Here is a 25517-nt window from a genome sequence, read left to right as displayed (position 1 = left end):
AAAGCCGCTGCAGTGAAGGGCGGGTCCGACATTCGTTTGGCCGGTAGCGCGATTTTGCAGGCGGATGGAACGGTGCGCATCGAGGGCGGCGTGAATGCGTCGGGCAAAGTACTTGCCGCTGCCACGTATTTTGACCCACGCGTTTCGAAAATGGGTATGAAACCGCAGCTCGCGGCCGAATATGCGGCGCAGGCGATTGCGACCTTTCCGGCTGACCGCAGTCTTGCTGCCTCCTTGCACGGCCCCCTAGTGCTGCGCTTCGCCAAGCCGGTTAACGTGCGCGAACTGAACACCGATGCCGTTACTTTGATTGGGCCAACGGGCCCTGTAACTGCGAAAGTGATGGCGACGAACGAAGGGCGCCTGGCATTCGTGCAAGTGCCCGATGATCTCTACCCGGGCTCGCGTTACACGCTGTTCGTCAAAGGTCTGCACGCGGCGGACGGAACGCCTTTGTCGGATACGATTGCCGGTTTTGCAACCCAGGCCAGTCCCGCCACGAGCGTGATGCTGGCCGGCGACGGCAACCGTCGCACGGTTCCAGATCAGCGGGCATCCTCCGGCCAGCCGCCGCTCGTCGTGATGACAGGTGATGGCAAGGGTTGTCCGGGAGCGACGGACGAACTCTGTCGCGAACACAGCTTTATTCGCGACGGTGCCTGGTATCCTGGCAACGACAACATACCCGATGCAACGGGAGGGCACTGGCGTCTTTACCAGGCGCGTTCGACCTTGCCGGATACCTCGGCGATGGAAAGCGCTTTGCCAGCAGGCACGACAGCGCTGATAGGGCAAATCCGCCAGATCGACGAAAAACCGGTTGCGAATGTCGAGGTCAGCATCGGCGCTCGCAAAGTACGAACCGACATCAACGGCGTCTTTGTCCTCAAGGACGTGCCTGCAGGCCGGCAGGAAGTGTTCGTCGATGGCCGCAGTGCCGGAAAAGATCAAAAGCAGTACGGACGTTTCGTGGTCGGGGCGGATGTCGGCGCGAAGGCGATCAACCATATGCCGTTCGTGATGTATTTACCGCGGGTACTTCCGCGAGACGAAGTGACTCTGCCGGCACCGACTACACAGGAAGTAGTCGTAACGCATCCCGATATGCCGGGACTGGAGGTTCATATTCCGCCCGGCACGGTATTGCGCGATCGAGAAGGCAAGGTGCTGACCAAGATCGCGATCGTGCCGACGCCGGTGGATCGGGCTCCGTTCCCGCTGCCTGATAATTTTCCGATGTACTTCACGGTCCAGCCAAGCGATGCAGTCATTCAGGGGCTGACTGCGCAGGCGGGGCAAGGCATTCGTGTCGTGTATCCGAACTACGGCAAGGCGGCGCCGCGCACGCAGGGCAATTTCTGGGTTTACGACGTTCAGGCCGGATGGAAAATGTACGGTGGAGGTCACGTCACCGACGATGCCAAACATCTTGCCCCTGATCCGGGCGTATCGTTGGTGTGGACTGTAGGAGCGGGCGCGTCTCTGGGCAACAGTGAGCCACCTACTGCGAATCGCCCAGGTGGCGCCTGCGCGGCGGATCCGATTGATCTGCAAACCGGCATTTTCTATCACGAATGGGCCGACTTGGTCATAAACGACGTCGTGCCGCTGGTGCTGAAGCGGTCCTTCAATTCCGCAGATACCGTTTCGCACGCCTTTGGTGTCGGTAGCAGTTCAAACTTCGGCATGCATCTCTACAGCAGCGATGGCAGTTACACCCAGCCTCAACTCGTTTTGGATTGCGGCCAGGGCATCGCCTTCGACTTGACTGCAGGGACAGCGACGTATCCGTTCAGTGGTACGGTTTGGACTCATACGAAGAGCGCCACTGGCTACTACGGAGCCAAATTGCAGTTCCTCGGATATTGGCTGGTGACGCTACGCAGCGGATTTCAGTATGCATTCGAGGCACACGCACCCAACAGGCTCCAATGGACCAAAGATCGCTTCGGCAATCAAACCCAGTACAGCTACAACGCGGGGCTGATCAACCAAATCACTTCTCCGAGCGGCCGCACGTTGGCCTTTTCCTACGACACCAGCAATCGCATTGCGACTGCCACAGACAACACCGGGCGAGTGGTCAAATACACCTACAACGCAACGATGTTCGACGGCACGTCTACCGGAACCACGGCTCTGGGTACGGTGACATATCCTGACAATACGACGGAAAAGTATACTTATAGAAATTGCAGCGGGTTCAGCTGCACGCTCAGGACAACCATGCAGGATCGAAAGGGGAATACGTACCTGACCAACGACTATTACAGCCAGAACTGCCCGGCGTTTGGTCCTTGCAATGGCATAAGTTGGCGGCGAGTCTCGCGACAGACGCTGGCGGACGGAACCTCATACGGTTTCTCGTATACGACCTCGGGCAACAACGTCACGGCCACGCAGGTGACCAAGCCGAACGGCAACAGCGACTACTACACGTTCGACTCCGTGAGTGGCTATCCCTTGGCTGTTACCCGAGGTTATGGGACGTCTCTCGCGCAAACCACCAGTTATAGTCGGGCCGCTTCGGGTTTGGTCTCATCGCAAACTGACCCGCTCGGACGTGTGACGACATATGCGTACGATACGCTCGGCAACGTGGCCAGCATTACGGCGCTAGCAGGCACGGCGAATGCAGCGATCGTTACCTATACCTACACCTCGGACTATAACCAAATCGCCTCGATCACTGATCCTCTGGGGCACGTCACCCAATTCGGTTATACGGCAGGTTGCCTTACATCAGTTACGAATGCGTTGAACAACATCACGAGGTTCGTTTGCAATGGGTCCGGACAGCCTACCGCTGTCACCGACCCGTTGGGCCATACCACCACGCTGGCGTATTCAGGCAAAGATCTCAGTGCTGTGAACAGTCCCCTCAATCAGCTGATCACCTATACCACCGATGCACTGGGCCGGCTCACGGCGGTTCAAGACCCGCTGGGACGGACGTCCACTATTCAACCGGATAGCAATGATCGGATCACAGGTGCGCAGGATCCCAAGAACTTGTCCTATAGCTACGGTTATGACAACAACGGCAATTTCACGAATATCAGTGGGGCAGTCAGCACGCAGAATTTCTCCTACGACAACCGTGATCGCACGACGCAACGGCGCGATGCCCTAAACCAGTCCGAGTCCTGGACGTACGACGGTAGCAGCAACCTTTCGACGTATACGGATCGCAAAAGCCAGAAGACCACCTATTCGTACGATGCCCTAGATCGCGTCAGTAAAGTGACTTATGCCGACGGCAATACCACCTCACTGTATTACGACAACGGAAATCGCCTTACTCAAGCCGTCGACTCGGTGTCCGGCACGATCACACGTAGCTACGATCAGTTCGATCGCCTCACGCAAGAGCAGACGCCGCAAGGTACGGTTAGTTATACCTATGATGCCGCAGGCCGTAGGTCAACGATGACTGCGGCGAGCCAGGCGCAGGTTAGCTACTCCTACGACGCAGCGAACAGATTGACCCAAGTCAGCCAAGGCAGTGAAACCGTGTCGATAGGTTACGACGCTGCCAATCGACGCACGAGCGTGACGCTGCCGAATGGTGTTGTAACGAACTACACCTACGACAATGCGAATCAGCTCACCAATATCGTGTATCGCACCTCCGGTAATGCCGTACTATCGTCTATCGCCTATGCCTACGATGCCGCAGGGCAACGCATCAGAAAAACTGGCGGATTCGCGTCCGATCCGTTGACCGGCACGACAGCCAGCAACAGTCAGTTCGACGCCAATAACCGTCTGACGCAAGGCAGCGGCTACAGTTTCAGTTATGACGCCAACGGTGACATGACTCAGGTCTCCATCCCGGTTACGTACATATTCGATGCTAGACATCGTCTGTCCGCCGTGAGCCAGAACGGTTCGGTCGTTCATTCTTTCAGCTACGACGTGTTTGGGCGCCGTACGAGCAAGACAATCTTTGGAACGACGACGACATTTTTGTACGACGGCGCCAATCCGGTACAGGAAACCCAGGGCGGCGCTATCAGTAGCATCCTAAATGGTTTGGGCATTGATGAGCGCTACGCGCGCAGCGAGGCGGCGGGCCGGCGCTATTTCCTAACTGATGCGCTGGGAAGCACCGTTGCGCTGACCGATGCCAGCGCCAACGTTGTGCAAACGTATGCATACGAGCCTTACGGCAAAGTAGCTGCATCTGGATCAAGCGCCAATCCGTATCAATACGCCGGGCGTGAGAATGATGGCAATGGGCTCTATTACTATCGCGCAAGATATTATTCTCACGGTTGGCAGCGGTTCTTTTCGGAAGATCCGATTGGGCTTGTGGGAGGGCTGAATGCGTACGCTTATGTGAACGGAAATCCAATGTCGTACTCCGATCCATCGGGTCGAGTATGGCAATACGCAGGAGCTGCTGTCGTAGGAGGCCTGTTCGGTGGAGTAGTCAATGGATTGAACTACTTCTCATTGGGATGCAGCTTTTGGAAAGGGTTTGAGAATGGTTTCGCAGGCGGAGCCGTAACTGGCATTGCGACCGTGGCCGGTCAGCCGATTCTTGGTGGTGCGGCTGGCGGTGCGGTCACGACATACCTAAATCGCCAAGATGGCGTGATGGTTTCGCCCAACCCCTACGTGGATATCGGCATCGGTGCCACTGCTGGCGGAATTGGCTCTTGGGTCGGGGGTAACGTTGGCAGCATTCTAACGAGTGACTGGGGGATATATGCGGCGGGTAGCCAAGAGCTTGGCGATTTTATTGGTAATGTCGCGGGGGCGAGTGCTGGAACCGGGATTAATAATGCTTTTAATACGTCGAGCACAATGAATGGGGATAGCCCGCCTTGCCGTTGTCAGTAGAAATATGACTGCGTATATGAAGAATATTCGTTCAATTTACGGGTTTATGCTTTCCGTAGTGGGATTTTCGTTGGGTGGATTTTTACTGTGGAAAAATTTTTTTTTCTGCTGCCAGTTGATAGAAGTGAAGCGTATAGTTATCGATGTAATAATTTTGACTTTTTCTATTATTTCTGCGTGGGGATTTAGTTCGAGTTATAGGTTGAGGAATGATGTTTTGGAGAAAAGATATTTTTTTGGATTGCTGGGGAATAATTATTTCTACAGGGGCGAATTGGTTGGAATTAGATATGCTCCAAACAACGCAAGGCCGTTCTCAATGGAGTTGATGTTTTCTGGGGGCAGAAAAATAAGCGTGAATGTTCTCTTTATTGGGTTTGACAGTCTGCGTCGATGGGCGGAGCAGAGCCGGCTCGGATATTGATAAATTCTGGTTTGAAAATTGAGGTTGGCGTTTTGGTTTGGCTATTAAATTGATGAGTCTGGTGGGGCGTCTGGATGGCTTCCGCGTAGTAATTGGGGAATTATTAATGTGGGGTCCATTGTCATTGCGAGATGGGTCTCGCAAGGTTGTCTGGTCAGCGAGTTGCCGGTGCTAAATTTGAGGGCGGCTACTGGAATGTCGTGCAATTTAATCCGCGGCTTCGAGACGCCGGGGCTTTGTCCAATGTGAGCGTGTCACGTTGCGCATACTGCAACTGCTGGGTGTAGTGTGATCGGGCGACTTTATGGCGGCCGCGTCTATCTACACGAGGAATCTGTGCATGCTCAGCGCGATCGACGACTTCAAACAGGAAGCCCCCTAAACATCGAAATTGGCAACTAGATCATCTCATTGCGGCTGGTGCGCATGGTCGAACAGTTGTGCATTCAGTGCGGTTGGTCGCAAGTGCTGTGCACTGACAAAGGCTCGAAGTTTTTCTATGAATGCGCCCTGCTCGCCAAATCGCGTAAAATAGCCCCATGGTCCGCTTCATCCTCATCTTCCTCGGCACCTTGATCGCGCTGTTTACGATCGAGCTGCTCCAGCCCGTGCAGCAGCACGTGATCATTCCGTTCACGGGTTCGCTGGCCCATGTCGCGGTGTGGATCATGCAGATCTTCGACGGCAGTGTCGTCGCGCAGCTCAACAGCATCCGCAAAGGGATCGATGGGCCGGGCATCGAGATCGTCGCGGGCTGCAACGGCGTCGAGGCGGTGTTGATCCTGGTCTCGGCCGTGCTCGCGTTTCCGGCGCCGTGGAAGCACAAGCTCGCCGGCATCGGCATCGGCTTCCTCGCGATCCAGGCGCTCAATCTGGTGCGCATCATCAGCCTGTACTACCTGCTGCTGTGGAACCGGGTCTGGTTCGACTGGTTCCATCTGTACCTGTGGCAGGCGCTGATCATTCTCGATGCGCTCGTGTTCTGGCTGGTCTGGCTGCGCTGGCTGCCGCGCAATCCGGCCCCGCCGCGCGCCCCGCCGCCCACGCCGCCGGTTGCTGCAACCGCATAAGCCTTCACCCGCCTCGCGCACTAGACTCGGTCGACGCACGGCGCGTTGCCGCGCGCATCCACTATGGAGGCTGGGATCATGACGGTAGCGAAGGTGATCGAGATCAGTTCGTCCTCGTCGAAAGGCATCGAGGATGCGGTGAAGGACGGCCTGAAACGCGCGGCGAAGACGATCAACAATATCCGCGGCGCCTGGATCAACGACATCAAGGTGGTGACCGACGATGCCGGCAAGGTCAGCGAGTGGCGCGTGAACATGCGCGTCAATTTCGTGTTGGATTGATCTGCGTCGGCACGGCTCGCCGCGCAAGCGGCGAGCCGATCGCGCGGCGTGCTAGCATCCGCGCATGAGCGCAACGCACAACGATTCCGATCCGATCTATCTCGAAGCGGTCGCCCAGTTCCGCGATCTGCTCGACGAGGCAAACACCGCCGGCGAACCCGAACCGACCGCGATGACATTGGCCACGTCCGACGCCAGCGGACGCATTTCGGCGCGCATTGTCCTGCTCAAAGCGGTGGACGAGCGCGGTTTCGTGTTTTACACCAATTACGAAAGCGCGAAGGCGCAGCAGCTCGCCGCGCATGCGAACGCGGCGCTGTGTTTCCTGTGGAAAAACCTGCGCCACGTCGTCCAGGTGCGCGTCGAAGGTACGGTCGAGAAGGCCGATGCAGGCGAGGCCGATGCCTACTTCGCCTCGCGCCCGCGCGCGAGCCGCATCGGCGCCTGGGCGTCGAAGCAGTCGCAGACGCTGGCCGACCGCGCCGAGCTCGATGCGCGCGTTGCCGAGACCGAGCAGCGTTACGCAGGTGTGGAAGTACCGCGGCCACCGTTCTGGGGCGGTTACCGGCTTAAGCCCGACGTGATCGAGCTGTGGTTCGGTCAGCGCGCGCGCCTGCACGATCGCGTGCGCTACGAAGCCGGTGCCGACGGCTGGACCAAGCAACTGCTCTATCCGTGACGATGGCGGCGGCCGATCCGGGCTCAACGGAACATCGCCGCCGCATCGTCGTTCCGATTCCCGATCGTCATTCATCGGTTTGCGACGCATGGGTCCGCAACGTATCGTCTGTTTGACCGAGGAGCCGACCGAGGTCCTCTACGCCATCGGCGAGCAGGACCGCATCGTCGGCATCTCGGGTTTCACCGTGCGCCCGGCGCGCGCGCGCAAGGAAAAGCCCAAGGTTTCCGCATTCACGAGCGCGAAGACCGGCGAGATCCTCAAGCTTGAACCCGATCTCGTGATCGGTTTTTCCGACATCCAGGCCGACATCGCGCGTGAGCTTATTGCGGCCGGCGTCGAGGTCTGGATCAGCAACCACCGTTCGGTCGCCGGCATTCTCGACTACGTGCGTCGGCTCGGCGCCCTGGTCGGTGCGGCGGCCAAGGCCGATGCGCTGGCGTGCGAGGCGGAGCGCAAAATCGCCGCGGTGCAGGACGCGGCCTCGCGTCTGCCGCAGCGCCCGCGCGTCTACTTCGAGGAATGGGACGAGCCGCTGATTTCCGGCATTCGCTGGGTCGCCGAGCTCGTGCGCATCGCGGGCGGCGACGATGTTTTTCCGGAGCTCGCGGAGAAATCGCTCGCGCGTGACCGCATTCTTGCCGACCCGGCCGAAGTGGTCCGGCGTGCGCCCGACATCATCATGGGCTCCTGGTGCGGTAAACGTTTCCGCCCGGAAAAAGTCGCCGCGCGCCCGGGCTGGGATCGCATTCCCGCCGTGCGCGACGGCGAGTTGCACGAGGTAAAATCCCCGATCATTCTGCAGCCCGGTCCGGCTGCGCTGTTCGACGGACTCGATGCCTTGCATCGCATCGTCGTCCGTTGGGCCGAGAAGTCTCGTCTGTAGTCGTCCACGCCTCGGGAATAAAAATGAAAAAGTATACGAATGCCTCGTTGCTCCTCGTGCTGACGCTTGCGTCCGCGGCCTGCTCGCATATTCCGCTGATCGGCCGCGGCGACAAGGAGGCGGACGCCGCCCAGCCGGCCGCGCCCGCGGGAAAGCCTACGCCGCCGCCAAGTGCACCGCCGAAGCCGGAACCCGCGCCGCCAGCGATGACGGCTGCCGCTCCCGCGACGAGCGCGGCTGCCGCCGCAGGCAAAGCAGCGGATCATCACATCGAACTGCGCTACGCGTTCAAGACGCCCGCCACGCCGGACAAAGTCTATGCGGCGATCACCGGCCCGGCGCGCTGGTGGGATTCGAGCCACACCTATTCGGGCAACGCGTCGAACCTGAGCCTCGACGCACGCGCCGGCGGCTGTTGGTGCGAGCAGCTCGCCGACGGCGGTAGCGTGCAGCATATGACCGTGCTGGCGGCGATGCCGGGGCGCATGCTGCGTCTTTCCGGCGGCCTCGGCCCGCTGCAGTCGGGCGCGGTGAACGCGGTGATGACCTGGACGATCAAGCGCGACGGTAACGGCAGCGAAGTCGCCATGAGCTATCTCGCCGACGGCTACTTTCCGGGCGGCCTCGAAGCGGTGCGCGGCGACGTCGATGCGGTGCTTGGGCATCAGATCGAGCGGCTGCGCGGTTACATCGGCGGGTTCGCCGCACCGGCGCGCTGAGCCGCAGCGGCACCCAGTTCGCTTTCCGGAGGATTTCATGGCGTTCAAACCCGACAACTACACTTCGCTCGCGCCGTATCTGATCGTGAACGGCGCGCAGGGCACGATCGATTTTCTCGTCGAAGTCTTCGCCGCCGAACCGCTGCGCATGCTTCGCAGCGACGATGGCAAGATCGCGCACGGCGAAGTGCGCATCGACGACACGGTGCTGATGCTCTGCGACGCGGTTGAAGGCTGGCCGGCGATTCCGGCGAACGTGCACGTCTACGTCGCCGACGTCGATCGCACGTTCGCCAAGGCGATCGCGGCCGGCGCGACTTCGGTGCAGGAACCGATGCAGAAGGGCGATGCCGACAAGCGCGGCGGTTTCCGCGACGCCGGCGGCACGACCTGGTGGGTCGGCACCCAGGTCGGCTAACGGCAGCGCAAACTGCGGCGCAGGCGACGGCGGCCTAACGCCGCCCGGGGTCTGTTACAGCCGCGCCGCGAGATCGGCCAGCGGTGCGATCACGAGCAGGCGCACGAGAATGAGCGCGACCGACGCAATCAGGAACGAAAAATCCATGCCGCCGACCGGCGGCACAAAGCGGCGGAACGGCCGCACGACGGGCTCGGTGATCTGCACCAGCACCTGCGCGTTCGGGTTATGCCGCTCATTCGTGAAGAAGCTCAGCACGGCGCGGATCAGCAGCGCCCAGAACGCGATCCAGACGGCGATGCTGAGCACGGTGACCACCGCGCCGACCAGCCAGCCGGACAGGCTGAAGCCCGAGCCGACGACGCCGGCGAGCAGGGCCAGTTCGACTAAAGCCAACACGAAGGCGACGGCGACCGAGGCGGTGTCGATTTTCCCTGCACGCGGAAAAAAGCGCCGGATCGGCGTGATGACCGGGTTGGTCACCTTGTAGACGAACTGGCAGATCGGATCGTAGAACGACGCGTTGACCGCAATCAGCATCGTGCGGATCAGGAATATGCCGATCAGCAAATCGAAAAAGGTCTGGATCAGGAAGACCGCGGCGTTGGCTAGGTAAGGCATGGGTTCGGAATCTTTCTGGAGTTTGCGGCGCCGTGCCTCTGCGATTGCGGGCCGGTACGCGGGCAATAGAGTTTACACGCCGGCGGCGAAACCGATCTGCGTGTCGATGGCGCACGGCGCGTCCGATCCAGGCAAGATCGGGTGCGCCGGCTTTGCCTTTTTACCCGCCGAGTTGGGCGGACAACTCCTCGCCGCGTCGCGTCGCCGCGTGTACGGCGCGCGTCACGATTTCGCGCAAGCCGCTGGCCTCGAAACTCTCGACCGCCGCCTGTGTCGTGCCGTTCGGTGAGGTGACGCGCTGGCGCAGCAGCGCGGGCGCTTCGCCGTCCTCGCGCAGCATGCGCCCGGCGCCGAGGCAGGTCTGGGTCGCGAGCGCGCGTGCGGTGTCGCGCGGCAGGCCCTGGGCGACGGCGGCGTCTTCGAGCGCTTCCACGAGAAGGAAAAAGTAGGCCGGCCCCGAGCCCGACAGCGCGGTGACCGTGTCCATGAGCGATTCGTCGGCGATCCACACGGCGAGGCCGGCGGCGTCGAGAATGTTTTGCGCGAGCTTGCGCTTGTTTTCGTCGACGTGCGCATTGGCGACCAAGCCGCTCGCGCCCGCACCGATCAGCGCCGGCGTATTCGGCATAGTGCGCACGACGGCGAAACCGCCGCCGAGCCACGCGTCGATCTGCTCGATGCGGATGCCGGCCGCGATCGACACGATCAACGGCTTGCGCTCCTGCGCGACCGTGCTCAGCGACGTGCAAACCGTTTTCATGACCTGTGGCTTGACTGCAAGTACGACCGCATCGGCGCCGCGTGCCGCGTCGGCCGCGTTGTCGTATACGGCGACGCCGAAGTCGCGTGCGAGCGCATCGCGCAGATCCGCATTCGGCTCGGCCACGGTGATATGCGATGCGGCAGCACCGGCGCGTACGAGGCCGCCGATCAGGCTGCGCGCCATGTTGCCGCCGCCGACGAAGGCGACGCGCGGTTCGGTGGCGGGCGTCATGGCGCGGCCAACGAGCTGGACGTGATGATGATCTCCACGCGTCGGTTCTGCGCGCGGCCTTCCGGCGTCTTGTTGTCGGCGGCCGGGCGGTCGAAGCCGAGGCCCTTGCGCTCGACGTCCTTCGCCGCGAAGCCGTCAGCGACGAAGGCGTCGGCGACGATGTCGGCGCGGCGCTGCGACAGGGCGAGGTTGTAATCGCGGGCCCCCATGTTGTCGGTGTGGCCCTCGACGCGCAGTTGGCGGATGTCGACGGCGAGCAACTGCTGGGCGAAATCGGTGATCGTCTTACGGAACTCGGGTTTGAGATTGTCCTTGTCGAACTCGAACGAAATGCGCTCGGGCAAGATCAGCAGCCAGCCGTCCTCGACTTTCTTGAAGCCGAGTTTGCCGAGCGTTTCGGCCTGGCGCTGCGCCAGCGTCGGCTTCGGCGGCGCCGAGGCACAGCCGGCGAGCAGCACGAACGCAGCAATCAGGGCTGCGAGCAGGGTGAGGAAACGGGGTTGTCGGCGCAACGACACGCGGACGGGACTTGCTTGCATGACTGCTTCCTTAAATCGCATGGGGGTATTCGGGTAAGGGTTACATCGCGGCCGGATTCGCATCGATCCAGTCGGAATTCGCCGGTTCTTCGCCGATCGTCGGCGAGGTCTGCCAGTGCGTCACCAGTCCTTCGCGGTAGCGCTGGCTTTTCGCCGCATACATCGCATGATCGGCGAAACGTACGAGTTCTTCCGTGTCGCGCGCCACATCGGGATAGACCGCGGCGCCGATGCTCGTGCTCGGGTGGATCACGATTTTACCGTGCTCGATCGGTGTTTCGAGTTGCGCGTGCAACTGGCTCAGAATGTCCTGCAGATCGGCCTTCTCGGCCAGCGGCGACAGCAGGACGACGAACTCGTCGCCGCCGATGCGCGTCGCCGTCGTCTCGTGCGGTCTCCACGTGCGCAGGCGTGCGGCGATCTGGCTGAGCAGTTCGTCGCCGACAGTGTGGCCGAGGTTGTCGTTGATCGATTTGAACGCATCGATGTCGAGATAGAACAACGCGGCGCGCGTGCGGCTGCGCTTGCAGGCGTCGATGGTCTTCTGCAGGGCCGGCTCGAACATCGCGCGGTTCGGCAGGCCGGTCAGCGCGTCGACATAGGCGACGCGGCGCAAAGCGGCGTTGCTCTGCGTGAGCAGATGGTCGCGCATGCGGATTTCGTCGAGCAGCACATTGAACTCGCGGCGCAGGTCTTCGACTTCGGCGAGCGACGACGCCGGCGCGCGCTGGTTGAAGTTGCGGTTCTCGATAAGCTGCTTGATGACGTTGCGCAGCTGCCAGATCGGCTGGGTGAAGCGCTGCGTGTAGGAACGTGCGAGCGCCAGCGCACAGACGGCGACGAGCAGCATGCCGAAGACGAACCAGACGAGCAGCCCCGTCAGGGTGCGCAGCATCGGTTCGCTGCCGCCTTCGAGCACGACGCTGCCGATGCGCCGGCCTTCGACGACGACGTCCTGGCTCACGCGCTCGTTGCCGATCCAGTCGGCGAGGCGGCCGATGCCGCTGTCGGCGCGCGCGTCGATGCTCGCGAGCACGATGTCGGAGGCGTCGCGGATCTGGGCGAAGGTGATGCCTTCGGCCTGCGGGATCGACTGCAGGATTTCCGAGGCGGTCTTCGTGTCGCGGAATTCGATCGCGCTGCGGCTCTCGCTCGCGGCGAAGCTGATCAGCGTGTGCAGGTGGCGCGCGGTTTGTTCGTGCAGAAAGTAATAACTGAGCAGGAACGCGCCGGTGCCGACGATCATGATCGCGAGCGCCGAGATCGACAGCAGCGCGCGCGCGATGTGCGCGGCCGATGCCTTCGCCGGGGGGTGCTTGCGCGCGCGCCTCGCCCGGGTCATGGCGTGTCCTTGCTCGCGGTGCGCGAAGTGCCGAGCGTGAGCAGGCGCGCGCTGACGCCGAGAGCGGCTTCGCGCATCGCCGAAATATTGACCTCGAACTTCTGCCGATCGTTGGTCGGACTGTCGGCGAGGTGCAGGCAAATCTGCCCGCCCGCCGAGCAGAACGCGCCGCCCGAGCCGACCGCGAGAATAGGCAGGTGGCGCGCGCGTGCGAGCAGTTTGCGCGCCGTGCCGGCGTCGACTGCGGTCAGGTCGAGCACCTGACATTCGCCGAGGGGATCTTCCGCATCGAGGCGATGCACCTTGAACGGCTTGCCGCGGACGAGGCGGTCGGCATAGGCGCGGTCCTGCTCGGCCGGCAGGCTGCCGACGATGCAGACATTCCAGGCCTGAAGGCGCTCTTCGTCCTGCCAGTGTATGTAGCGGACGAAACCGGCGATGTATTCCGCCGAACTGCTCAAGCCGTCTATCTGAGCGGGTTCTTGCGCGGGCGCGGCGAATGCCAGGCACGACCAAGCGGCCACGATCCATGACGCGGCCCGGATGAGGCTTGCGCGAAGTGAAAGCACGCGTTTCATCGTGAAATACAAGGTACGCCCGGTGTCTGCCTGCGGCAACTCTGCCGGCAAGGCGGCCGGTTGTGCTTTTTGCCCCATGAAACTGTGATGCAGTATACCAAATGAGTTTACCCGCGCGGGCCGAACAAGGCCGAACCGACGCGGACCAGAGTCGCGCCGTGGGCGATTGCGGCCTCGAAGTCATCGGACATGCCCATCGACAGGGTATCGGCCTGCGGCTGCGTCCGGCGCAGATCTTCGAACAAGGCGCGCATGCGCGCGAACGCGGCCTCGCGTCGGCGTAGATCGGGATCGGGCGCCGGGATCGCCATCAGGCCCCGCAGGGTGAGGCGCGGCGCAGCGTCCACTGCCTCGGCGAGTGCGCCGATCTCGTCGGGCGCACAGCCTGACTTGCTCGCCTCGTCGTCGACGTTGACCTGGATCAGTACCTGCAGCGGCGGCAGTGCGGCCGGACGCGACCGGTCGAGTGCGGCGACGAGCTTGATCCGGTCGAGACTCTGCAGCCAATCGAAATGCGCCGCGACTTCGCGCGCCTTGTTCGACTGCAGCGGACCGATCGCATGCCATTCGAGATCGAGATCGGCGAGGTCGCTCTGCTTGGCGAGCGCCTCCTGCACATAGTTTTCGCCGAAAGCGCGCTGGCCGAGCGCGGCGAGGCCGCGCAATGCGGCGGCAGGTTGGGTCTTGCTGACCGCGAGCAGCTTCACCTCGCGGCCGGCGCGCTGCGCGGCGGCGGCAATGCGCTCGCAGAGAGCGTGGTAATTGGCCTTTGAATCCATGAATCCCATACACATCGGTAGTCTGTTCCCCACGTTATACTTCGCCGCGGCAATCCGGCAAGCGACGAGGGGCATGGCGTGGATATAGCGGAACTGTTGGCGTTCTCGATCAAAAACAAAGCGTCCGACCTGCATCTGTCCGCAGGGCTGCCGCCGATGATCCGCGTCGACGGCGACGTGCGCCGGATCAATATGCCGGCGCTCGAACACAAGCAGGTCCATGCGCTCGTCTACGACATCATGTCGGACAAGCAGCGCCGCGACTATGAAGAATTCCTCGAAATCGACTTCTCGTTCGAGATCGCCGGCATGGCGCGCTTCCGCGTCAACGCGTTCAACCAGAATCGCGGCGCGGGCGCGGTGTTCCGTACGATTCCGTCCGAAGTGCTCACTCTCGACGATCTCGCCGCGCCGAAGATCTTCAAAGAACTGATCAACCAGCCGCAGGGCCTGATCCTCGTCACCGGCCCGACCGGTTCGGGCAAGTCGACGACGCTCGCGGCGATGGTCGACCACATCAACAAAAACGAATACGGCCATATCCTCACCGTCGAGGACCCGATCGAATTCGTCCACACTGCGCAGAAGTGTCTGATCAACCAGCGCGAAGTGCACCGCGACACGCACGGCTTCAACGAGGCGCTGCGCTCGGCGTTGCGCGAAGACCCCGACTACATTCTCGTCGGCGAGTTGCGCGACCTGGAAACGATCCGCCTCGCATTGACCGCGGCGGAAACCGGCCATCTCGTGTTCGGCACCCTGCATACTTCGAGCGCGGCGAAAACGATCGACCGTATCATCGACGTGTTCCCGGCCGGCGAGAAGCCGATGGTGCGCTCGATGTTGTCGGAGTCGCTGCGCGCGGTCATCTCGCAGTCGTTGCTGAAGAAGGTCGGCGGCGGCCGCGTCGCCGCGCACGAGATCATGGTCGGCATCCCGGCGATCCGCAACCTGATCCGCGAAGACAAAGTCGCGCAGATGTACTCGACGATCCAGACCGGCAGCCAGTTCGGCATGCAGACGCTCGACCAATGCCTGCTCGACATGGTCAAGCGCGGCCAGGTTTCGCGTCAGGAAGCGTCGATTTATGCGAAGAGCAAGGAAGTATTCCGCTAAGCCGAGAGTCGATGGAGAGGAGATCGGTGGGCGAGCTTTTCGCGCATCGTTTCGGCGGTAATCAGGTTCTTTCTTTCAACGCTTTTTCAGAGTAAGACAGGCAAAGCTGGATTCCCGCGTTCGCGGGAATAACGGCGATGTGAGTTCTTCCCGATTCCCGATTTCCGGATCGCAGTCATGAATCCAGCCGATTTCAATTCCTACCTCAAGCTGATGGTGCATAAGCGGGCTTCGGACCTGTTCATCACGGCCAGCCTGCCGCCGTCGATCAAGATCGCCGGGCGCATCGCGCCAGTGACCAAAGAAGCGCTGACCCCGCAGCAGGCGCGCGATCTGGTACTCAGCGTGATGACGCCGTCGCAGCGCGAGGAATTCGAGAAGACCCACGAGTGCCAGTTCGCCATATCGCTCGCCGGCGTCGGCCGCTTCCGCGTCAGCGCTTTCTATCAGCGCAGCAACGTCGGCATGGTACTGCGCCGGATCGAAGGCAAGATTCCGACCACGGACGAGCTGAACCTGCCGCCGGTCATCAAGCAGCTCGCGATGACCAAGCGCGGCATCGTCATCTTCGTCGGCGCGACCGGCACCGGCAAATCGACCTCGCTTGCGGCGATGATCGGCTATCGCAACCAAAATTCGACCGGCCACATCATCACGATCGAAGACCCGATCGAGTACATGCACAATCACGCCGGCTGCATCGTCACCCAGCGCGAAATCGGTATCGACACGGATTCGTGGGAGAACGCACTCAAGAACACGCTGCGCCAGGCGCCCGACGTGATCATGATCGGCGAGGTGCGCACGCGCGAGACGATGGAACACGCGATTGCCTTCGCCGAAACCGGCCATTTGTGTCTGTGCACCCTGCACGCGAACAACGCGAACCAGGCGATGGACCGCATCATCAACTTCTTCCCCGACGACCGCCGCGCGCAGTTGTTCATGGACCTCTCGCTCAACCTCAAGGGCGTGGTCGCGCAGCAGCTCATCCCGACACCAGACGGTAAGGGCCGCCGCGTCGCGATCGAAGTCATGCTCGGTACGCCGTTGATCTCGGACTACATCCGCAAGGGCGAGGTGCACAAGCTCAAGGACGTGATGCGCGATTCGACCAATCTCGGCATGTGCACGTTCGACCAGAGCCTCGTCGCCCTGTTCCACGCCGGCGAAATTTCTTACGAAGATGCTTTGCGCTACGCCGACTCGGCCAACGAAGTGCGCCTGAAGATCAAGCTCGCCCAAGGCGGCGACGCGACGACGCTCGCGCAGGAGCTTGGCGATGTCGAGCTGGTCGAGGACGAGGCAAAGCGCGGCGGATTCTCGTTCCGCGTTTAGAGTGCTCGGATTCGATCGCAGTTAGCACGACTCGGCTTTCTATCGGCAGAGGCCGTAGGGATGCGATTCGCTGCGACCGAGTCTCGATGCCCGGGACCGCTAAGGCAGGGCTCGATAAATCGACCCCTGCGTAAAGAATATTTCCGCGAACTAAGCAGTCCGTTGCTTTAGGCGACGAAACCATCGCGATCGCAACAGTGCGGCCACGCCGACCACGGCGAAGAAGAATCCGAAAGCGAGCAGGGTGGCGAGCACCTGTTTCCACAGCGCGCCGCCGACGCCGGTTGCCGCGCGGAAACCCCAGCGCATCGCGACGATGCTCGCGAGCGCGGCGATGGCGAGCACGCCAAGGTCGGCCAACCAGCGCAGGGCGCCGCGCGGCGCGCGCGGATACAGGCAGTAAAGCGCGCCGACGATACAGAACGCCGGCAAAAACAGGATGAAGGCAAGATCGATCTGGATGGTCGCGGGCATAGGCGGCTCCTCTAAAACCTGTCCTCAATACGCAGCGAGCGAAGACAGTTCGCGTGTGCGCGGAGCGCGCGAGGCGGTGCATGCAAACGAGCATGCGACGACCATCCGCTGCTTCTGCGGCTCACTCTTCGAGCCAATCGCCGCGCGATGGTTCGCGCGAGCATCTTGCCTTCGCGGGCCGGGCTCGGTACGGATGCGAAACGTCGAGCGCAGTCGCTTCGAGAACGCACGGATTCTCAATCGAGCACGATGCCGTGCATCGCCTCCACGTCGGCCGCGGTCAATTGCGAGCGCTGGCTGCCGAAGGTTTCGCGCACATAGTTCGTCACCGCGGCGATCTCGGCGGAGCTGAGCTGCTGCACGAACGGCGGCATCGAGTGCGGCAGCGGATTGCCGGCCGTCGTCGCCGGGAAGCCGCCGTAGAGGATCATGCGCACGGCGTTGATCGGGTCCGGTGCGGTCGCCGCGACCGCATCGCGCAGAGCCGGATACTGCCCGTTCTTGCCTTCGCCATCGCGGCCGTGACAGTCGGCGCAGGCGTGCTTGTAGATATCGGCGCCGTTGCCGAGCACGGCCTGGCGCGGCGGTTCGGGCAGCAGGGTGAATTCGCCGTCGCGGCGCGCGTGCGCTGGCACGTCCTTGAGATAGCGCGCCATCGCCAGTGCATCGTCCTCGCGCAGGAACTGCAGGCTGCGATAGGCGACCTCGGCCATCGGCCCGTATGCCGCGCCGTGATCGCTCGCGCCCGAGCGCAAATAGCCGGCGAGCTGCTCGACCGAGTAGCGCTGCAACTGCTTGGCGTCGAGCGGCGGCGCATACCAGCCGCTGCCCGGAATGCGTCCGCCGGCGAGATAGCCGTCGGCGGCGAGCGCGCCGTTCGATTCGCGTGTGCTGTGGCACATCGCGCAATGACCGAGGCCGTCGACGAGATAGCGGCCGCGATCCGCGCCGGCCGGTGCAGGCGGCGCGGGGCGATAGTGCAGCATGCGCCAGAGCACGAGCGCGCCGCGCCGGTTCGCCGGAAAATCGAGGCGGTTCGCCGGCGGCACGTTCGCATTCGCCGGCAGACTGTGCAGATAGGCGTAGAGCGCGTCGATATCGGCGTCGCTCAGCGTCGCGAAATGCTCGTAGGGAAACACCGGATAGAGCGGGCCGCTGCGGCTGACTCCGTGACGCAGGGCGTGCGCGAATTCGTCGATCGACCACGCGCCGATACCGTGGTCGCGGTCGCTGGTCAGGTTCGACGAATAGATCATGCCGTAGCCGGTCGCGAAGCCGCGGCCGCCCGCGTAGGCCGCGCCGCCCGGCGCGGTGTGGCAGGCCATGCAGTCGCCGATGCGCGCGAGGTATTCGCCGCGTGCGAGCGTGTCGGCATCGGCGGCCACGACGCGGCCGCTGTCCTTTGGAATGCGGTACGGAGCGAGGCCGCCCTGGCGCTCGAACAGAAAGAATCCGATCGCGAATGCGGCGAGCAGAAACGGAATCGCGATCAAGAAGCCGATGCGCAGCATCTTCATTGCGCTGCCTCCGCATGCGGCAGCGACCCGCAGGCCTGCGGCGGCACGAAGCTGCCGGCCGGCGCGGGGCGCAGGCCGTCGACGTTCGATTGCTGCGAAAGGTAGACCGCGATCGCGCGGATGTCGTCCGCCGCAATCTTGCCGGCGACGTCGTGCATGCAGTCGGGCGGCGCGCCGTTGCGGATGCCCTCGCGCCATGCGCCGAATTGGGCGATGACATAGTCGACCGGCAGGCCGAGCAGGGCCGGCACGCCCGGTTCGAGGCCGGCCAGATTGGCGCCGTGGCAGGCGCTGCAGGCCGGCACCTTGTGCGCGGGATCGCCGTGTTCGACGAGACCCTGGGCAACGCGGCGGCGCTCGTCGGTGAGCTGCGCCGCACCGGTATCGGCGCCGCGCGTGCGCGGCGGCAGCGCCGCATAGTAGTCGGCGATGCGCTGCAGGAACGCGTCGTCGGCAAAACGCACGTACCAAGCCATCTGCGTGCTGACGCGGCGGCCGTCGCGAAAACCTTTCAACTGCTCGAACAGATAGCCCGCGGGTTTGCCGGCGAGATGCGGGTAATACTCCGAGCCGCGCACGCCTTCGCCGTGCTTGCCGTGGCAAGCGGCGCAGGCGGCGAGGCGGTCGCCGAAATCGCCGTCGTCGGCGTGCGCGAACGGCGCGAAGGCGAGGGCGAAGACCAGAATGGCGAGTCGATGCAGCATCGTCGATTCCGCTTTCTCTCTACTGCTCAGCGGCCCACGCCGTGCGGCTGGATCCAGCCCATCGCAATACACAGCATTACGAACAGGATCAGTGCGACCGACAGACCGATGCGCCGCGTCAGTGCGCCGACCGTGCGGCCGGTGCCGCCGTCCTCGATCATCATGTAGTACAGGCCGGCGCCAAGGTTGTAGAGGATGGCGGCGAGCGTTGCGATGACGATGATTTTCCCGAACATGGATCGTTTCCTGTAAGCCTTTTCGACGCCCCGCATTTTACCCCTCGCCACGCTGGTGCAGGCCGATCAGTTGCGGCGGAAAAGACCGTATCAGTGCGGCGTCGGCGAGGCGTTTTGTCGCAGCGGCGCGAGGCAGGTGCCATGCGCGCATCGTTCCGGTGGGGGCGCGAATGCGACTCGTGGGCTGCAATATCTATGGCATCGAAGCGGAAGCCGCATCCCGGTCGTTGCAGCAGCGACGACGAACACCCGCGCAGTTCAGAGCAGGCTGCGTACCAGCTTGCCGAGTATCGCCATCGCTTCTTCGGCCCGTGCGTCCCACGGTGAGCCGTAGTTGAGGCGCAGGAAATTCGTGTACTCGCCACGCGAGGAGAAGATCGGTCCTGGTGCGGTCGAGATGTTGCGTGCGAGTGCGCGCCGGTGCAGCTCGACCGCATCGACGCCGCGCGGCAGTTCGGCCCAGAGGAAATAGCCGCCGCGCGGACGCGTGATACGCGTCGCTGCGGGAAAGTGCCGCGCGATCGCCGCGATCATCGTCTGCTGCTGGCGCGCCAGCGCGCGACGCAGGCCGCGCAGATGCCGGTCGTAGCCGCCGCGTTCGAGAAATGCGGCAAGTGCCGCTTCGGCGGGCACCGAGGCGGTCAGGCTCGTAGACAGCTTGAGCCGCGCGATCTCGCGCACGTAACGCCCCGGCGCGGCCCAGCCGACGCGGTAGCCGGGCGCCAGGCATTTCGAGAACGAAGAACAATGCAGTACCCAGCCTTCGCTATCGAACGCCTTCGCCGGCTTCGGCCGCTGCGCGTCGAAATAGAGTTCGCCGTAGACGTCGTCTTCGATCAGCGGCGTGCCATGGCGTGCGAGCAGGGCGACGAGGTCGCGCTTCTTCGCCTCGCTCATCGTGCCGCCGAGTGGGTTCTGGAAATTCGTCATCAGCCACAGCGCGCGCGGACGCCGGCGCTTGAGCAGGTCGGCAAGCGCATCGAGTTCGATGCCTTCGTTCGGATGAGTCGGCACTTCGATTGCGCGCAGGCGGTGGCGTTCGAGCGCCTGCAGCGCGGCGTAGAACGTCGGCGATTCGATCACGACCGCGTCGCCCGGCTCGGTCACTGCGGTCAGGCAGAGATTGAGCGCTTCCATCGCGCCGTTGGTGACGACGAGGTCGTCGGCCTGCATCGCGATACCGTCGGCGACGTAGCGCCGCGCGATCTGGCGGCGCAACTGCGCGCTGCCCTGGATCAGGGTCTCGACACTGACGCGCGGATCGAGCTTCTGCACCGTCGCGGCGAGCGTCTTCGCCAGGCGCTGCAGCGGGAACAATTCCGGTGAAGGGAACGCCGAGCCGAACGGCACGACTTCGCGCTTGGTCGTCGCTTCGAGGATCGCGTAGACGCGCTCGGGCAGGTCGACCGCGATTGATTCGCTGTCCGGCGCCGATGCGGCGTCGAGTGCACGCGGTGTCTCCGTTGCCGCGTCAGCAACGAAATAGCCCGAGCGCGGCCGCGCGCGAATCAGGCCGCGCGCTTCGAGCAGATAGTAGGCCTGGAATACGGTCGAGGCGTTGACGCCGTGGCCGGCCGCCGTTGCGCGCACCGACGGCAGGCGGTCGCCCGCGCGCAGCGTGCCGGCCAGGATGGCCGCGGCGATTTCGTCGGCGAGCGCTTCGTAGCGTTTCAATGCGAGGTCCCGTTCACCGCCCCATGATAACCGCCGACTTCCGGCACGCGCCCAGGCGAAAGGAATCTGCTTAAATCGCATTCCGTCGCTGACTCTGCCGGGGAAGGATGGCCATGTTCTTGCGCAATCCATTGCTGCGAATGCTCGCACTGTGCTTGCTGGTCTCGGTTTGCGCGCCGATACAGGCGCAATTCCTGGCACCGAAGGCCGATGCGGTCGACTCGGTCGTCCTCGCGCAGAAGCGCGCGATCGAGATCTATCTGCCGCAGGAGGCAGAGAAGGACGCGAAGGCGCGCTTCGAGACGATTTACGTGCTCGACGGCGATTGGAATACACAGATGGTCGTCAACACGATCACCTTTATGCGCCAGGTCGGACGCATGCCGCCGGTAATCGTGGTCAGCGTGCCGAACTTCATCGATGCCAAGGGCCGCAGCAGCCGCGATAACAATTTCTTGCCGCATATGCAGGACGGCAAACCCAAGCCGGGCAGCGCGCGGGATTTTCTGGCCTTCCTCAAGACCGAGCTGATCCCCTATGTCGGCGCGCACTATCCGGCAAATGGAACGAACCTGCTGCACGGCCATTCTTACGGCGGCGTATTCGCGTTCTATGCGCTGACCCACGAACCCGCGCTGTTCGACGGTTATCTGATCCTCGATCCGGCGATGTGGTGGGGCGAGCATGCGCTCGACAAGCTGATCGAGGTGAAGCTGCCCGAGCTGCCGGTAGAGGGCAAGGCGATCTATGTGGCTGCGCGTAGCGGGCGCGCGTTCGAGGACATGGGCATGTCGACGGTTGAGCCGATCTTCAAGAGCAAAGCACCGCACGGTCTGTCTTGGGAGGTCACCACGTATCCCGACGAGACGCACGATTCGCTCAAGCTCAAGGGCACCTACGATGCGCTCAAGTTCGCCTATCAGGGCTACTCGCCCGACAAGATTGAAATGGCGCCGATGGCCGGCATCGTGCTCAAGGGCAAACCGGTGTCCCTCGTCGTCAATGGCGAGCGTTCCGACGTGCGCTACACGACCGACGGTTCGGCACCGAATGCGTCGTCGCCGAAAATCGACGGCACGCTCTCGATCGCCGATCCGGACCGGACGAAAATTCGGCTCGTCTCGAACCGCGGCGTGTTCGATCAGGATATCCCGCACAATTTGAAATTCGGCAATGCTTTATCGCCGGTGCAGCGGGCAGCGGACGCAAAGGAGGATCTCTGGCGTTACGCCTATTATGCGGACGACGCATGGCCGAATCTCAAACGAGCCAAGCTGTTCAAGAATGGCGAGGCCAAGCAGAAGCTCGATTTCATCGAAGCAGGCCGCGACCGCTTCGCAGGTTCCGCCGAGCGCAATTTCGAAGTCGCTGCCGACGGCTACTACGTTTTCGACGCCGTCTCGCCCGGGAAAATGCGCGTCACCGTCTCGGGCAAGACACTGATCGACCACGACGGCACCCACGGCCATCGCCAACAGGCGTTCATCGTGCCGCTGCGCGCGGGCACGCACTCCGTGCGCGTCGAATTCGATCACGTCGAGAAAAAGGCCGACGTAAACCTGGTCGTCTTTCGCTACAAGGACGAAGATCCGCGGTGGTGGAAGAGCAGGGTGTTTGAGCTGGCGGCTGATGCGAAGAACTGAATCACAACCGTTCGGCAGCCCGCTTCATGCGTCGAAGCGATTGATGCGGGCGGGAATGAATCTAGGAATGGTGGCCAGGGACGGAATCGAACCGCCGACACGGGGATTTTCAGTCCCCTGCTCTACCAACTGAGCTACCTGGCCGGAGTGCAGAATCTGCGTGCGCGGCCCGGAGGGGCGGCGCGGAAGGTCGCGTATTAGACCCGGTGAATGGCGCCGCGTCAAGCCGGTGAGGCGGACCGGCCACGATTTCCCAGCAAGGTCGGCTTTTCTGCGCGATTATAGCGACGACGCGGAGCGCGACGCCGTCGCGCCTCGGAACGTCTGAATTTCCGACGGCAATCGCAGGAGACATGCCATGAGACGCGGACTTTTCCTCTTCGCACTCGCTCTCGCAGCGCTCGCCACGACGCACGTGCAGGCGCAGACGCGCGAGACGCAGCAGCGCAATCTCGATCGCTATCTGCAGTTCGCCGGCGCGCCGGTCGATGAATTTCCGTTCTGGTCGCTGTATCAATGGGAGCTGGTCGGGTCGGACAAGGTCGTGGTCTGGTCGACGGTCAAGAACGCCTATCTGTTGAGCGTCGCGCAGCCGTGCACGAAGCTGCAGTGGGCCAAGGCGATCGGAGTGACGTCCAACCAGCGCCATGTCGTCAGCCGTGCTTTCGATTTCGTCACCGCATCGGGAGAGAGCTGCAAGATCGAGCAGATCCGGCCGATCGATTATGCGGCGATGCTCAAGCAAGGGCGCGGCGAGGACAAGACGAAGTCCTGATCGGGCTGCAGTTGCAGTTCCACCGAGCCTGCCGATCGGATCGTTTGTGATCGCAGACCGGCGGCGTGGATCGAAGCGCCGCGCGAAAGACTGCGAGCCTATGTCATTCTTGCGCGCATGAGCGTGCAAGAACTGAATATCGCCATCGTCGGCTACGGTACGGCGGGGCAGGCCGCGGCGATCTATCTGGCGAGATCGGGTCATCGCGTGCGCGTATTCGAGCGCAGCCCCGCGCCCGGCCCGGCCGGAGCGGGCATCCTGCTGCAGCCGACCGGCTTGTCGGTGCTCGCCGACCTCGGCCTGCTTGATCGGGCATTGACCTGCGGTGCGCCGGTGCACCGTCTCGTCGGCACCAACGCAAACGGGCGCAGCGTGATGGACATGCGCTATCGCGATCTCGACGCGGACTGGTTCGGTCTCGGCATGCAGCGCGGCGCTCTGTTCGAATTGTTGAAAAGCGCATTCGTGCATAGGGGGGAAATATCGGCGGACATCGAGATCGTCGGGACGAGTACCGACGGACGCAGCCTGCGCGACACGCGCGGAGACGAACACGGTCCATTCGATCTGATCGTCGCGGCCGACGGCGCCGCCTCGGCGCTGCGCAAAGAAGGCATGCCGCAAGCGCGCGACCGCCTCTATCCCTGGGGCGCGGTCTGGTGCCTATGCGCCGATCCGGAGCGCCGCTTCGACGGGCAACTGCACCAACGCTACGAACTAGCGCGGCGCATGTGCGGCGTGTTGCCCGTAGGCCGCCTACCGGGCGAGGACGAAGCCGCGCATCGGGTAAGTTTTTTCTGGAGCTTGCGCGGCGATGTTCTGGCGAACTGGCCCGCGGCCGGCTTCGATGCGTGGAAGGCCGACGTGCGCGCCTACTGGCCCGAGGCTGCCGATCTGCTCGCCGACAAACGCAGCCATGTCGAGTTTGCGCGTGCGAACTATCGCGACGTCGTGATGCGCCGCCCTTATCGCGGGCGTGTGGTGTTCCTTGGCGATGCCGCGCACGCGATGAGTCCGCAGCTCGGTCAGGGAGCGAACATGGCCCTGCTCGACGCGCAGGCGCTCGCGGCGGCGCTCGCCGGGGAGAAGACGGTCGAAGGCGGCTTGGCCGCCTACACGCGCGAGCGGCGCAGGCATGTGCCGATCTATCAATTCATCAGTCGCTGGCTGACGCCCTTGTTCCAATCCGATCACGACTTTGTTGCGCGCCTGCGCGATGCGTTCTTCGGTCCGTTCGGCCGGGCGCCGATCCTACGCGGCGAAATGCTCAAGGTGCTGGCCGGGGTGAAATGCGGTGCGTTCGGGCGTTTGCGGCCGGCGGCAGCGTTGGCGGAAGAGAGCGTGCGCTCGCCCTCGTAGGGCGCGATTTATTGCGCGCGGCCGTTCGTCAATCGGCGTGACGGCTCGAAAAGCAAGGCGCGAATGCACGAGCTTTTTCCACGAAATATGCGATGGCATCCATTCTTCGCGGCGCCGCGTGCGGAGGCGCCCATTTTTGCGCGAAGCCCGCGGAAACATCTAAGCCTTTCGCGCGAAGCGCTAGAAAGGCGTGCTTCTACGTGGCGTCGGGCGGCACGTAGCCCTGCGGAGCGACCGAGCCCTCGCCGAAGAAGAACTTTTCCATTTCGCCTTCGAGAAACTTGCGCGCCTTCGGATCGAGCGGCGAGAGGCGGTTCTCGTTGATCAGCATGGTCTGGTGGCCGAGCCATTGCGACCAGGCTTCCTTCGACACGTGCTCGAAGATGCGCTTGCCGAGTTCGCCGGGATAAGGCGCATAAGTGAGCCCTTCGGCTTCGCGTTGCAGTTTGCTGCAGAAAACGGTGCGGGACATGGCGGTTCCTGGATTTTTCTTGTTCCCGCG

25 protein-coding genes and 1 tRNA gene are annotated in these 25517 nt (G+C 62.8%); 13 read left to right on the top strand and 13 right to left on the bottom strand.

Going from position 1 to position 25517, the window contains the following annotated elements:
• Positions 1-12: 12 nt before the first annotated feature.
• From FFS30_RS03675 to FFS30_RS03640, 8 genes are all read left to right on the top strand, one after another.
• Positions 13-4848: an RHS repeat-associated core domain-containing protein gene (locus tag FFS30_RS03675; RefSeq protein WP_137911746.1), complete on the top strand. Its 4836-nt coding sequence runs from the start codon at positions 13-15 to the stop codon at positions 4846-4848.
• Between the two features lie 16 nt (positions 4849-4864).
• Positions 4865-5272, top strand: a complete 408-nt coding sequence (locus tag FFS30_RS24060; RefSeq protein WP_212742389.1) for a hypothetical protein — start codon at positions 4865-4867, stop codon at positions 5270-5272.
• Positions 5273-5811: 539 nt separating this feature from the next.
• Positions 5812-6342, top strand: a complete 531-nt coding sequence (gene xrtH / locus FFS30_RS03665; RefSeq protein ID WP_137911744.1) for an exosortase H — start codon at positions 5812-5814, stop codon at positions 6340-6342.
• Between the two features lie 78 nt (positions 6343-6420).
• A complete protein-coding gene (locus tag FFS30_RS03660) occupies positions 6421-6624 on the top strand; it encodes a dodecin family protein (protein WP_137911743.1) in 204 nt (67 codons plus the stop codon).
• A gap of 64 nt (positions 6625-6688) precedes the next feature.
• Entirely contained in the window at positions 6689-7303 is a 615-nt protein-coding gene (gene pdxH / locus FFS30_RS03655) for a pyridoxamine 5'-phosphate oxidase (protein ID WP_137911742.1), read from the top strand.
• Positions 7304-7391: 88 nt separating this feature from the next.
• Entirely contained in the window at positions 7392-8189 is a 798-nt protein-coding gene (locus FFS30_RS03650) for a cobalamin-binding protein (RefSeq protein ID WP_137911741.1), read from the top strand.
• A 23-nt stretch (positions 8190-8212) separates the two neighbouring features.
• The gene (locus FFS30_RS03645; RefSeq protein ID WP_137911740.1) at positions 8213-8908 is read left to right on the top strand and encodes an SRPBCC domain-containing protein; all 696 of its coding nucleotides are present in this window, start codon (positions 8213-8215) and stop codon (positions 8906-8908) included.
• Between the two features lie 37 nt (positions 8909-8945).
• Positions 8946-9326, top strand: coding sequence for a VOC family protein (locus FFS30_RS03640; protein ID WP_137911739.1), 381 nt, complete (start codon positions 8946-8948; stop codon positions 9324-9326).
• A 54-nt stretch (positions 9327-9380) separates the two neighbouring features.
• Here the strand turns inward: FFS30_RS03640 and FFS30_RS03635 are convergent, their stop codons facing one another.
• The 6 genes from FFS30_RS03635 to FFS30_RS03610 all read right to left on the bottom strand — a co-directional run bounded on the left by FFS30_RS03635 (position 9381) and on the right by FFS30_RS03610 (position 14179).
• A complete protein-coding gene (locus tag FFS30_RS03635; protein WP_137911738.1) occupies positions 9381-9947 on the bottom strand; it encodes a YggT family protein in 567 nt (188 codons plus the stop codon).
• Positions 9948-10107: 160 nt separating this feature from the next.
• A complete protein-coding gene (proC, locus tag FFS30_RS03630; RefSeq protein ID WP_137911737.1) occupies positions 10108-10941 on the bottom strand; it encodes a pyrroline-5-carboxylate reductase in 834 nt (277 codons plus the stop codon).
• On the bottom strand, positions 10938-11480 hold the full coding sequence (locus FFS30_RS03625) for an OmpA family protein (RefSeq protein WP_171014393.1): 543 nt from the start codon (positions 11478-11480) through the stop codon (positions 10938-10940). Before FFS30_RS03625 ends, proC begins: the two co-directional genes overlap by 4 nt.
• Positions 11481-11520: 40 nt before the next feature.
• Positions 11521-12822 carry a sensor domain-containing diguanylate cyclase gene (locus FFS30_RS03620; RefSeq protein ID WP_137911735.1) on the bottom strand — a complete coding sequence of 434 codons (1302 nt, stop codon included), beginning with the start codon at positions 12820-12822 and terminating at the stop codon, positions 11521-11523.
• Positions 12819-13283 (bottom strand): YfiR family protein, encoded by a 465-nt coding sequence (locus FFS30_RS03615; RefSeq protein ID WP_171014392.1) that lies wholly within the window; start codon positions 13281-13283, stop codon positions 12819-12821. The genes FFS30_RS03620 and FFS30_RS03615 overlap by 4 nt, the downstream gene beginning before the upstream one ends.
• A gap of 224 nt (positions 13284-13507) precedes the next feature.
• Positions 13508-14179 (bottom strand): YggS family pyridoxal phosphate-dependent enzyme, encoded by a 672-nt coding sequence (locus tag FFS30_RS03610; protein ID WP_137911733.1) that lies wholly within the window; start codon positions 14177-14179, stop codon positions 13508-13510.
• A gap of 78 nt (positions 14180-14257) precedes the next feature.
• Here FFS30_RS03610 and FFS30_RS03605 point away from each other — a divergent pair, with 78 nt between their 5' ends.
• Both FFS30_RS03605 and FFS30_RS03600 read left to right on the top strand, forming a co-directional pair.
• Positions 14258-15295, top strand: coding sequence for a type IV pilus twitching motility protein PilT (locus FFS30_RS03605; RefSeq protein ID WP_137911732.1), 1038 nt, complete (start codon positions 14258-14260; stop codon positions 15293-15295).
• A gap of 177 nt (positions 15296-15472) precedes the next feature.
• Positions 15473-16633 carry a PilT/PilU family type 4a pilus ATPase gene (locus tag FFS30_RS03600; RefSeq protein ID WP_137911731.1) on the top strand — a complete coding sequence of 387 codons (1161 nt, stop codon included), beginning with the start codon at positions 15473-15475 and terminating at the stop codon, positions 16631-16633.
• Positions 16634-16783: 150 nt separating this feature from the next.
• Here the strand turns inward: FFS30_RS03600 and FFS30_RS03595 are convergent, their stop codons facing one another.
• The 5 genes from FFS30_RS03595 to FFS30_RS03575 all read right to left on the bottom strand — a co-directional run bounded on the left by FFS30_RS03595 (position 16784) and on the right by FFS30_RS03575 (position 21238).
• Positions 16784-17107: a hypothetical protein gene (locus FFS30_RS03595; protein ID WP_137911730.1), complete on the bottom strand. Its 324-nt coding sequence runs from the start codon at positions 17105-17107 to the stop codon at positions 16784-16786.
• Positions 17108-17343: 236 nt separating this feature from the next.
• Entirely contained in the window at positions 17344-18624 is a 1281-nt protein-coding gene (locus tag FFS30_RS03590; protein ID WP_137911729.1) for a cytochrome c, read from the bottom strand.
• Positions 18621-19328 carry a c-type cytochrome gene (locus FFS30_RS03585; protein WP_137911728.1) on the bottom strand — a complete coding sequence of 236 codons (708 nt, stop codon included), beginning with the start codon at positions 19326-19328 and terminating at the stop codon, positions 18621-18623. The genes FFS30_RS03590 and FFS30_RS03585 overlap by 4 nt, the downstream gene beginning before the upstream one ends.
• A 26-nt stretch (positions 19329-19354) precedes the next feature.
• The gene (locus tag FFS30_RS03580) at positions 19355-19564 is read right to left on the bottom strand and encodes a twin transmembrane helix small protein (RefSeq protein ID WP_137911727.1); all 210 of its coding nucleotides are present in this window, start codon (positions 19562-19564) and stop codon (positions 19355-19357) included.
• Between the two features lie 258 nt (positions 19565-19822).
• A complete protein-coding gene (locus FFS30_RS03575; RefSeq protein ID WP_137911726.1) occupies positions 19823-21238 on the bottom strand; it encodes a PLP-dependent aminotransferase family protein in 1416 nt (471 codons plus the stop codon).
• 113 nt (positions 21239-21351) lie between these two features.
• Between FFS30_RS03575 and FFS30_RS03570 the strand changes: the two genes are divergently transcribed.
• The gene (locus tag FFS30_RS03570) at positions 21352-22881 is read left to right on the top strand and encodes an alpha/beta hydrolase-fold protein (RefSeq protein WP_171014391.1); all 1530 of its coding nucleotides are present in this window, start codon (positions 21352-21354) and stop codon (positions 22879-22881) included.
• A gap of 68 nt (positions 22882-22949) precedes the next feature.
• On the opposite strand, the gene FFS30_RS03565 is transcribed toward FFS30_RS03570, so the two are convergent.
• Positions 22950-23025, bottom strand: a tRNA-Phe gene (locus FFS30_RS03565).
• A gap of 214 nt (positions 23026-23239) precedes the next feature.
• On the opposite strand from FFS30_RS03565, the gene FFS30_RS03560 reads away from it, so the two are divergent.
• Both FFS30_RS03560 and FFS30_RS03555 read left to right on the top strand, forming a co-directional pair.
• Positions 23240-23656: a DUF6491 family protein gene (locus tag FFS30_RS03560; RefSeq protein ID WP_137911724.1), complete on the top strand. Its 417-nt coding sequence runs from the start codon at positions 23240-23242 to the stop codon at positions 23654-23656.
• A 117-nt stretch (positions 23657-23773) separates the two neighbouring features.
• A complete protein-coding gene (locus tag FFS30_RS03555; protein WP_137911723.1) occupies positions 23774-25015 on the top strand; it encodes an NAD(P)/FAD-dependent oxidoreductase in 1242 nt (413 codons plus the stop codon).
• Between the two features lie 196 nt (positions 25016-25211).
• Here the strand turns inward: FFS30_RS03555 and FFS30_RS03550 are convergent, their stop codons facing one another.
• The gene (locus FFS30_RS03550) at positions 25212-25487 is read right to left on the bottom strand and encodes an oxidative damage protection protein (protein ID WP_137911722.1); all 276 of its coding nucleotides are present in this window, start codon (positions 25485-25487) and stop codon (positions 25212-25214) included.
• Between the last annotated feature and the right edge of the window lie 30 nt (positions 25488-25517).

The organism is Rudaea sp. 3F27F6 (assembly GCF_005503555.1).
Lineage (GTDB): Bacteria > Pseudomonadota > Gammaproteobacteria > Xanthomonadales > Rhodanobacteraceae > Rudaea.
The sequence above is the reverse complement of the archived record's forward strand: the minus strand, read 5'-3'. Positions and strand labels throughout refer to the sequence as shown.

Coding starts and splice junctions, on each gene's coding strand:
- FFS30_RS03610 (WP_137911733.1), bottom strand. CDS start 14,179: ATGGATTCAAAGGCCAATTACCACGCTCTCTGCGAGCGCATTGCCGCC.
- xrtH (WP_137911744.1), top strand. CDS start 5,812: ATGGTCCGCTTCATCCTCATCTTCCTCGGCACCTTGATCGCGCTGTTT.
- FFS30_RS03660 (WP_137911743.1), top strand. CDS start 6,421: ATGACGGTAGCGAAGGTGATCGAGATCAGTTCGTCCTCGTCGAAAGGC.
- FFS30_RS03595 (WP_137911730.1), bottom strand. CDS start 17,107: ATGCCCGCGACCATCCAGATCGATCTTGCCTTCATCCTGTTTTTGCCG.
- FFS30_RS03645 (WP_137911740.1), top strand. CDS start 8,213: ATGAAAAAGTATACGAATGCCTCGTTGCTCCTCGTGCTGACGCTTGCG.
- FFS30_RS03640 (WP_137911739.1), top strand. CDS start 8,946: ATGGCGTTCAAACCCGACAACTACACTTCGCTCGCGCCGTATCTGATC.
- pdxH (WP_137911742.1), top strand. CDS start 6,689: ATGAGCGCAACGCACAACGATTCCGATCCGATCTATCTCGAAGCGGTC.
- FFS30_RS03550 (WP_137911722.1), bottom strand. CDS start 25,487: ATGTCCCGCACCGTTTTCTGCAGCAAACTGCAACGCGAAGCCGAAGGG.
- FFS30_RS03635 (WP_137911738.1), bottom strand. CDS start 9,947: ATGCCTTACCTAGCCAACGCCGCGGTCTTCCTGATCCAGACCTTTTTC.
- FFS30_RS03570 (WP_171014391.1), top strand. CDS start 21,352: ATGTTCTTGCGCAATCCATTGCTGCGAATGCTCGCACTGTGCTTGCTG.
- FFS30_RS03600 (WP_137911731.1), top strand. CDS start 15,473: ATGAATCCAGCCGATTTCAATTCCTACCTCAAGCTGATGGTGCATAAG.
- FFS30_RS03650 (WP_137911741.1), top strand. CDS start 7,392: ATGGGTCCGCAACGTATCGTCTGTTTGACCGAGGAGCCGACCGAGGTC.
- FFS30_RS03590 (WP_137911729.1), bottom strand. CDS start 18,624: ATGAAGATGCTGCGCATCGGCTTCTTGATCGCGATTCCGTTTCTGCTC.
- FFS30_RS03555 (WP_137911723.1), top strand. CDS start 23,774: ATGAGCGTGCAAGAACTGAATATCGCCATCGTCGGCTACGGTACGGCG.
- proC (WP_137911737.1), bottom strand. CDS start 10,941: ATGACGCCCGCCACCGAACCGCGCGTCGCCTTCGTCGGCGGCGGCAAC.
- FFS30_RS03580 (WP_137911727.1), bottom strand. CDS start 19,564: ATGTTCGGGAAAATCATCGTCATCGCAACGCTCGCCGCCATCCTCTAC.
- FFS30_RS03560 (WP_137911724.1), top strand. CDS start 23,240: ATGAGACGCGGACTTTTCCTCTTCGCACTCGCTCTCGCAGCGCTCGCC.
- FFS30_RS03625 (WP_171014393.1), bottom strand. CDS start 11,480: ATGCAAGCAAGTCCCGTCCGCGTGTCGTTGCGCCGACAACCCCGTTTC.
- FFS30_RS03620 (WP_137911735.1), bottom strand. CDS start 12,822: ATGACCCGGGCGAGGCGCGCGCGCAAGCACCCCCCGGCGAAGGCATCG.
- FFS30_RS24060 (WP_212742389.1), top strand. CDS start 4,865: ATGAAGAATATTCGTTCAATTTACGGGTTTATGCTTTCCGTAGTGGGA.
- FFS30_RS03585 (WP_137911728.1), bottom strand. CDS start 19,328: ATGCTGCATCGACTCGCCATTCTGGTCTTCGCCCTCGCCTTCGCGCCG.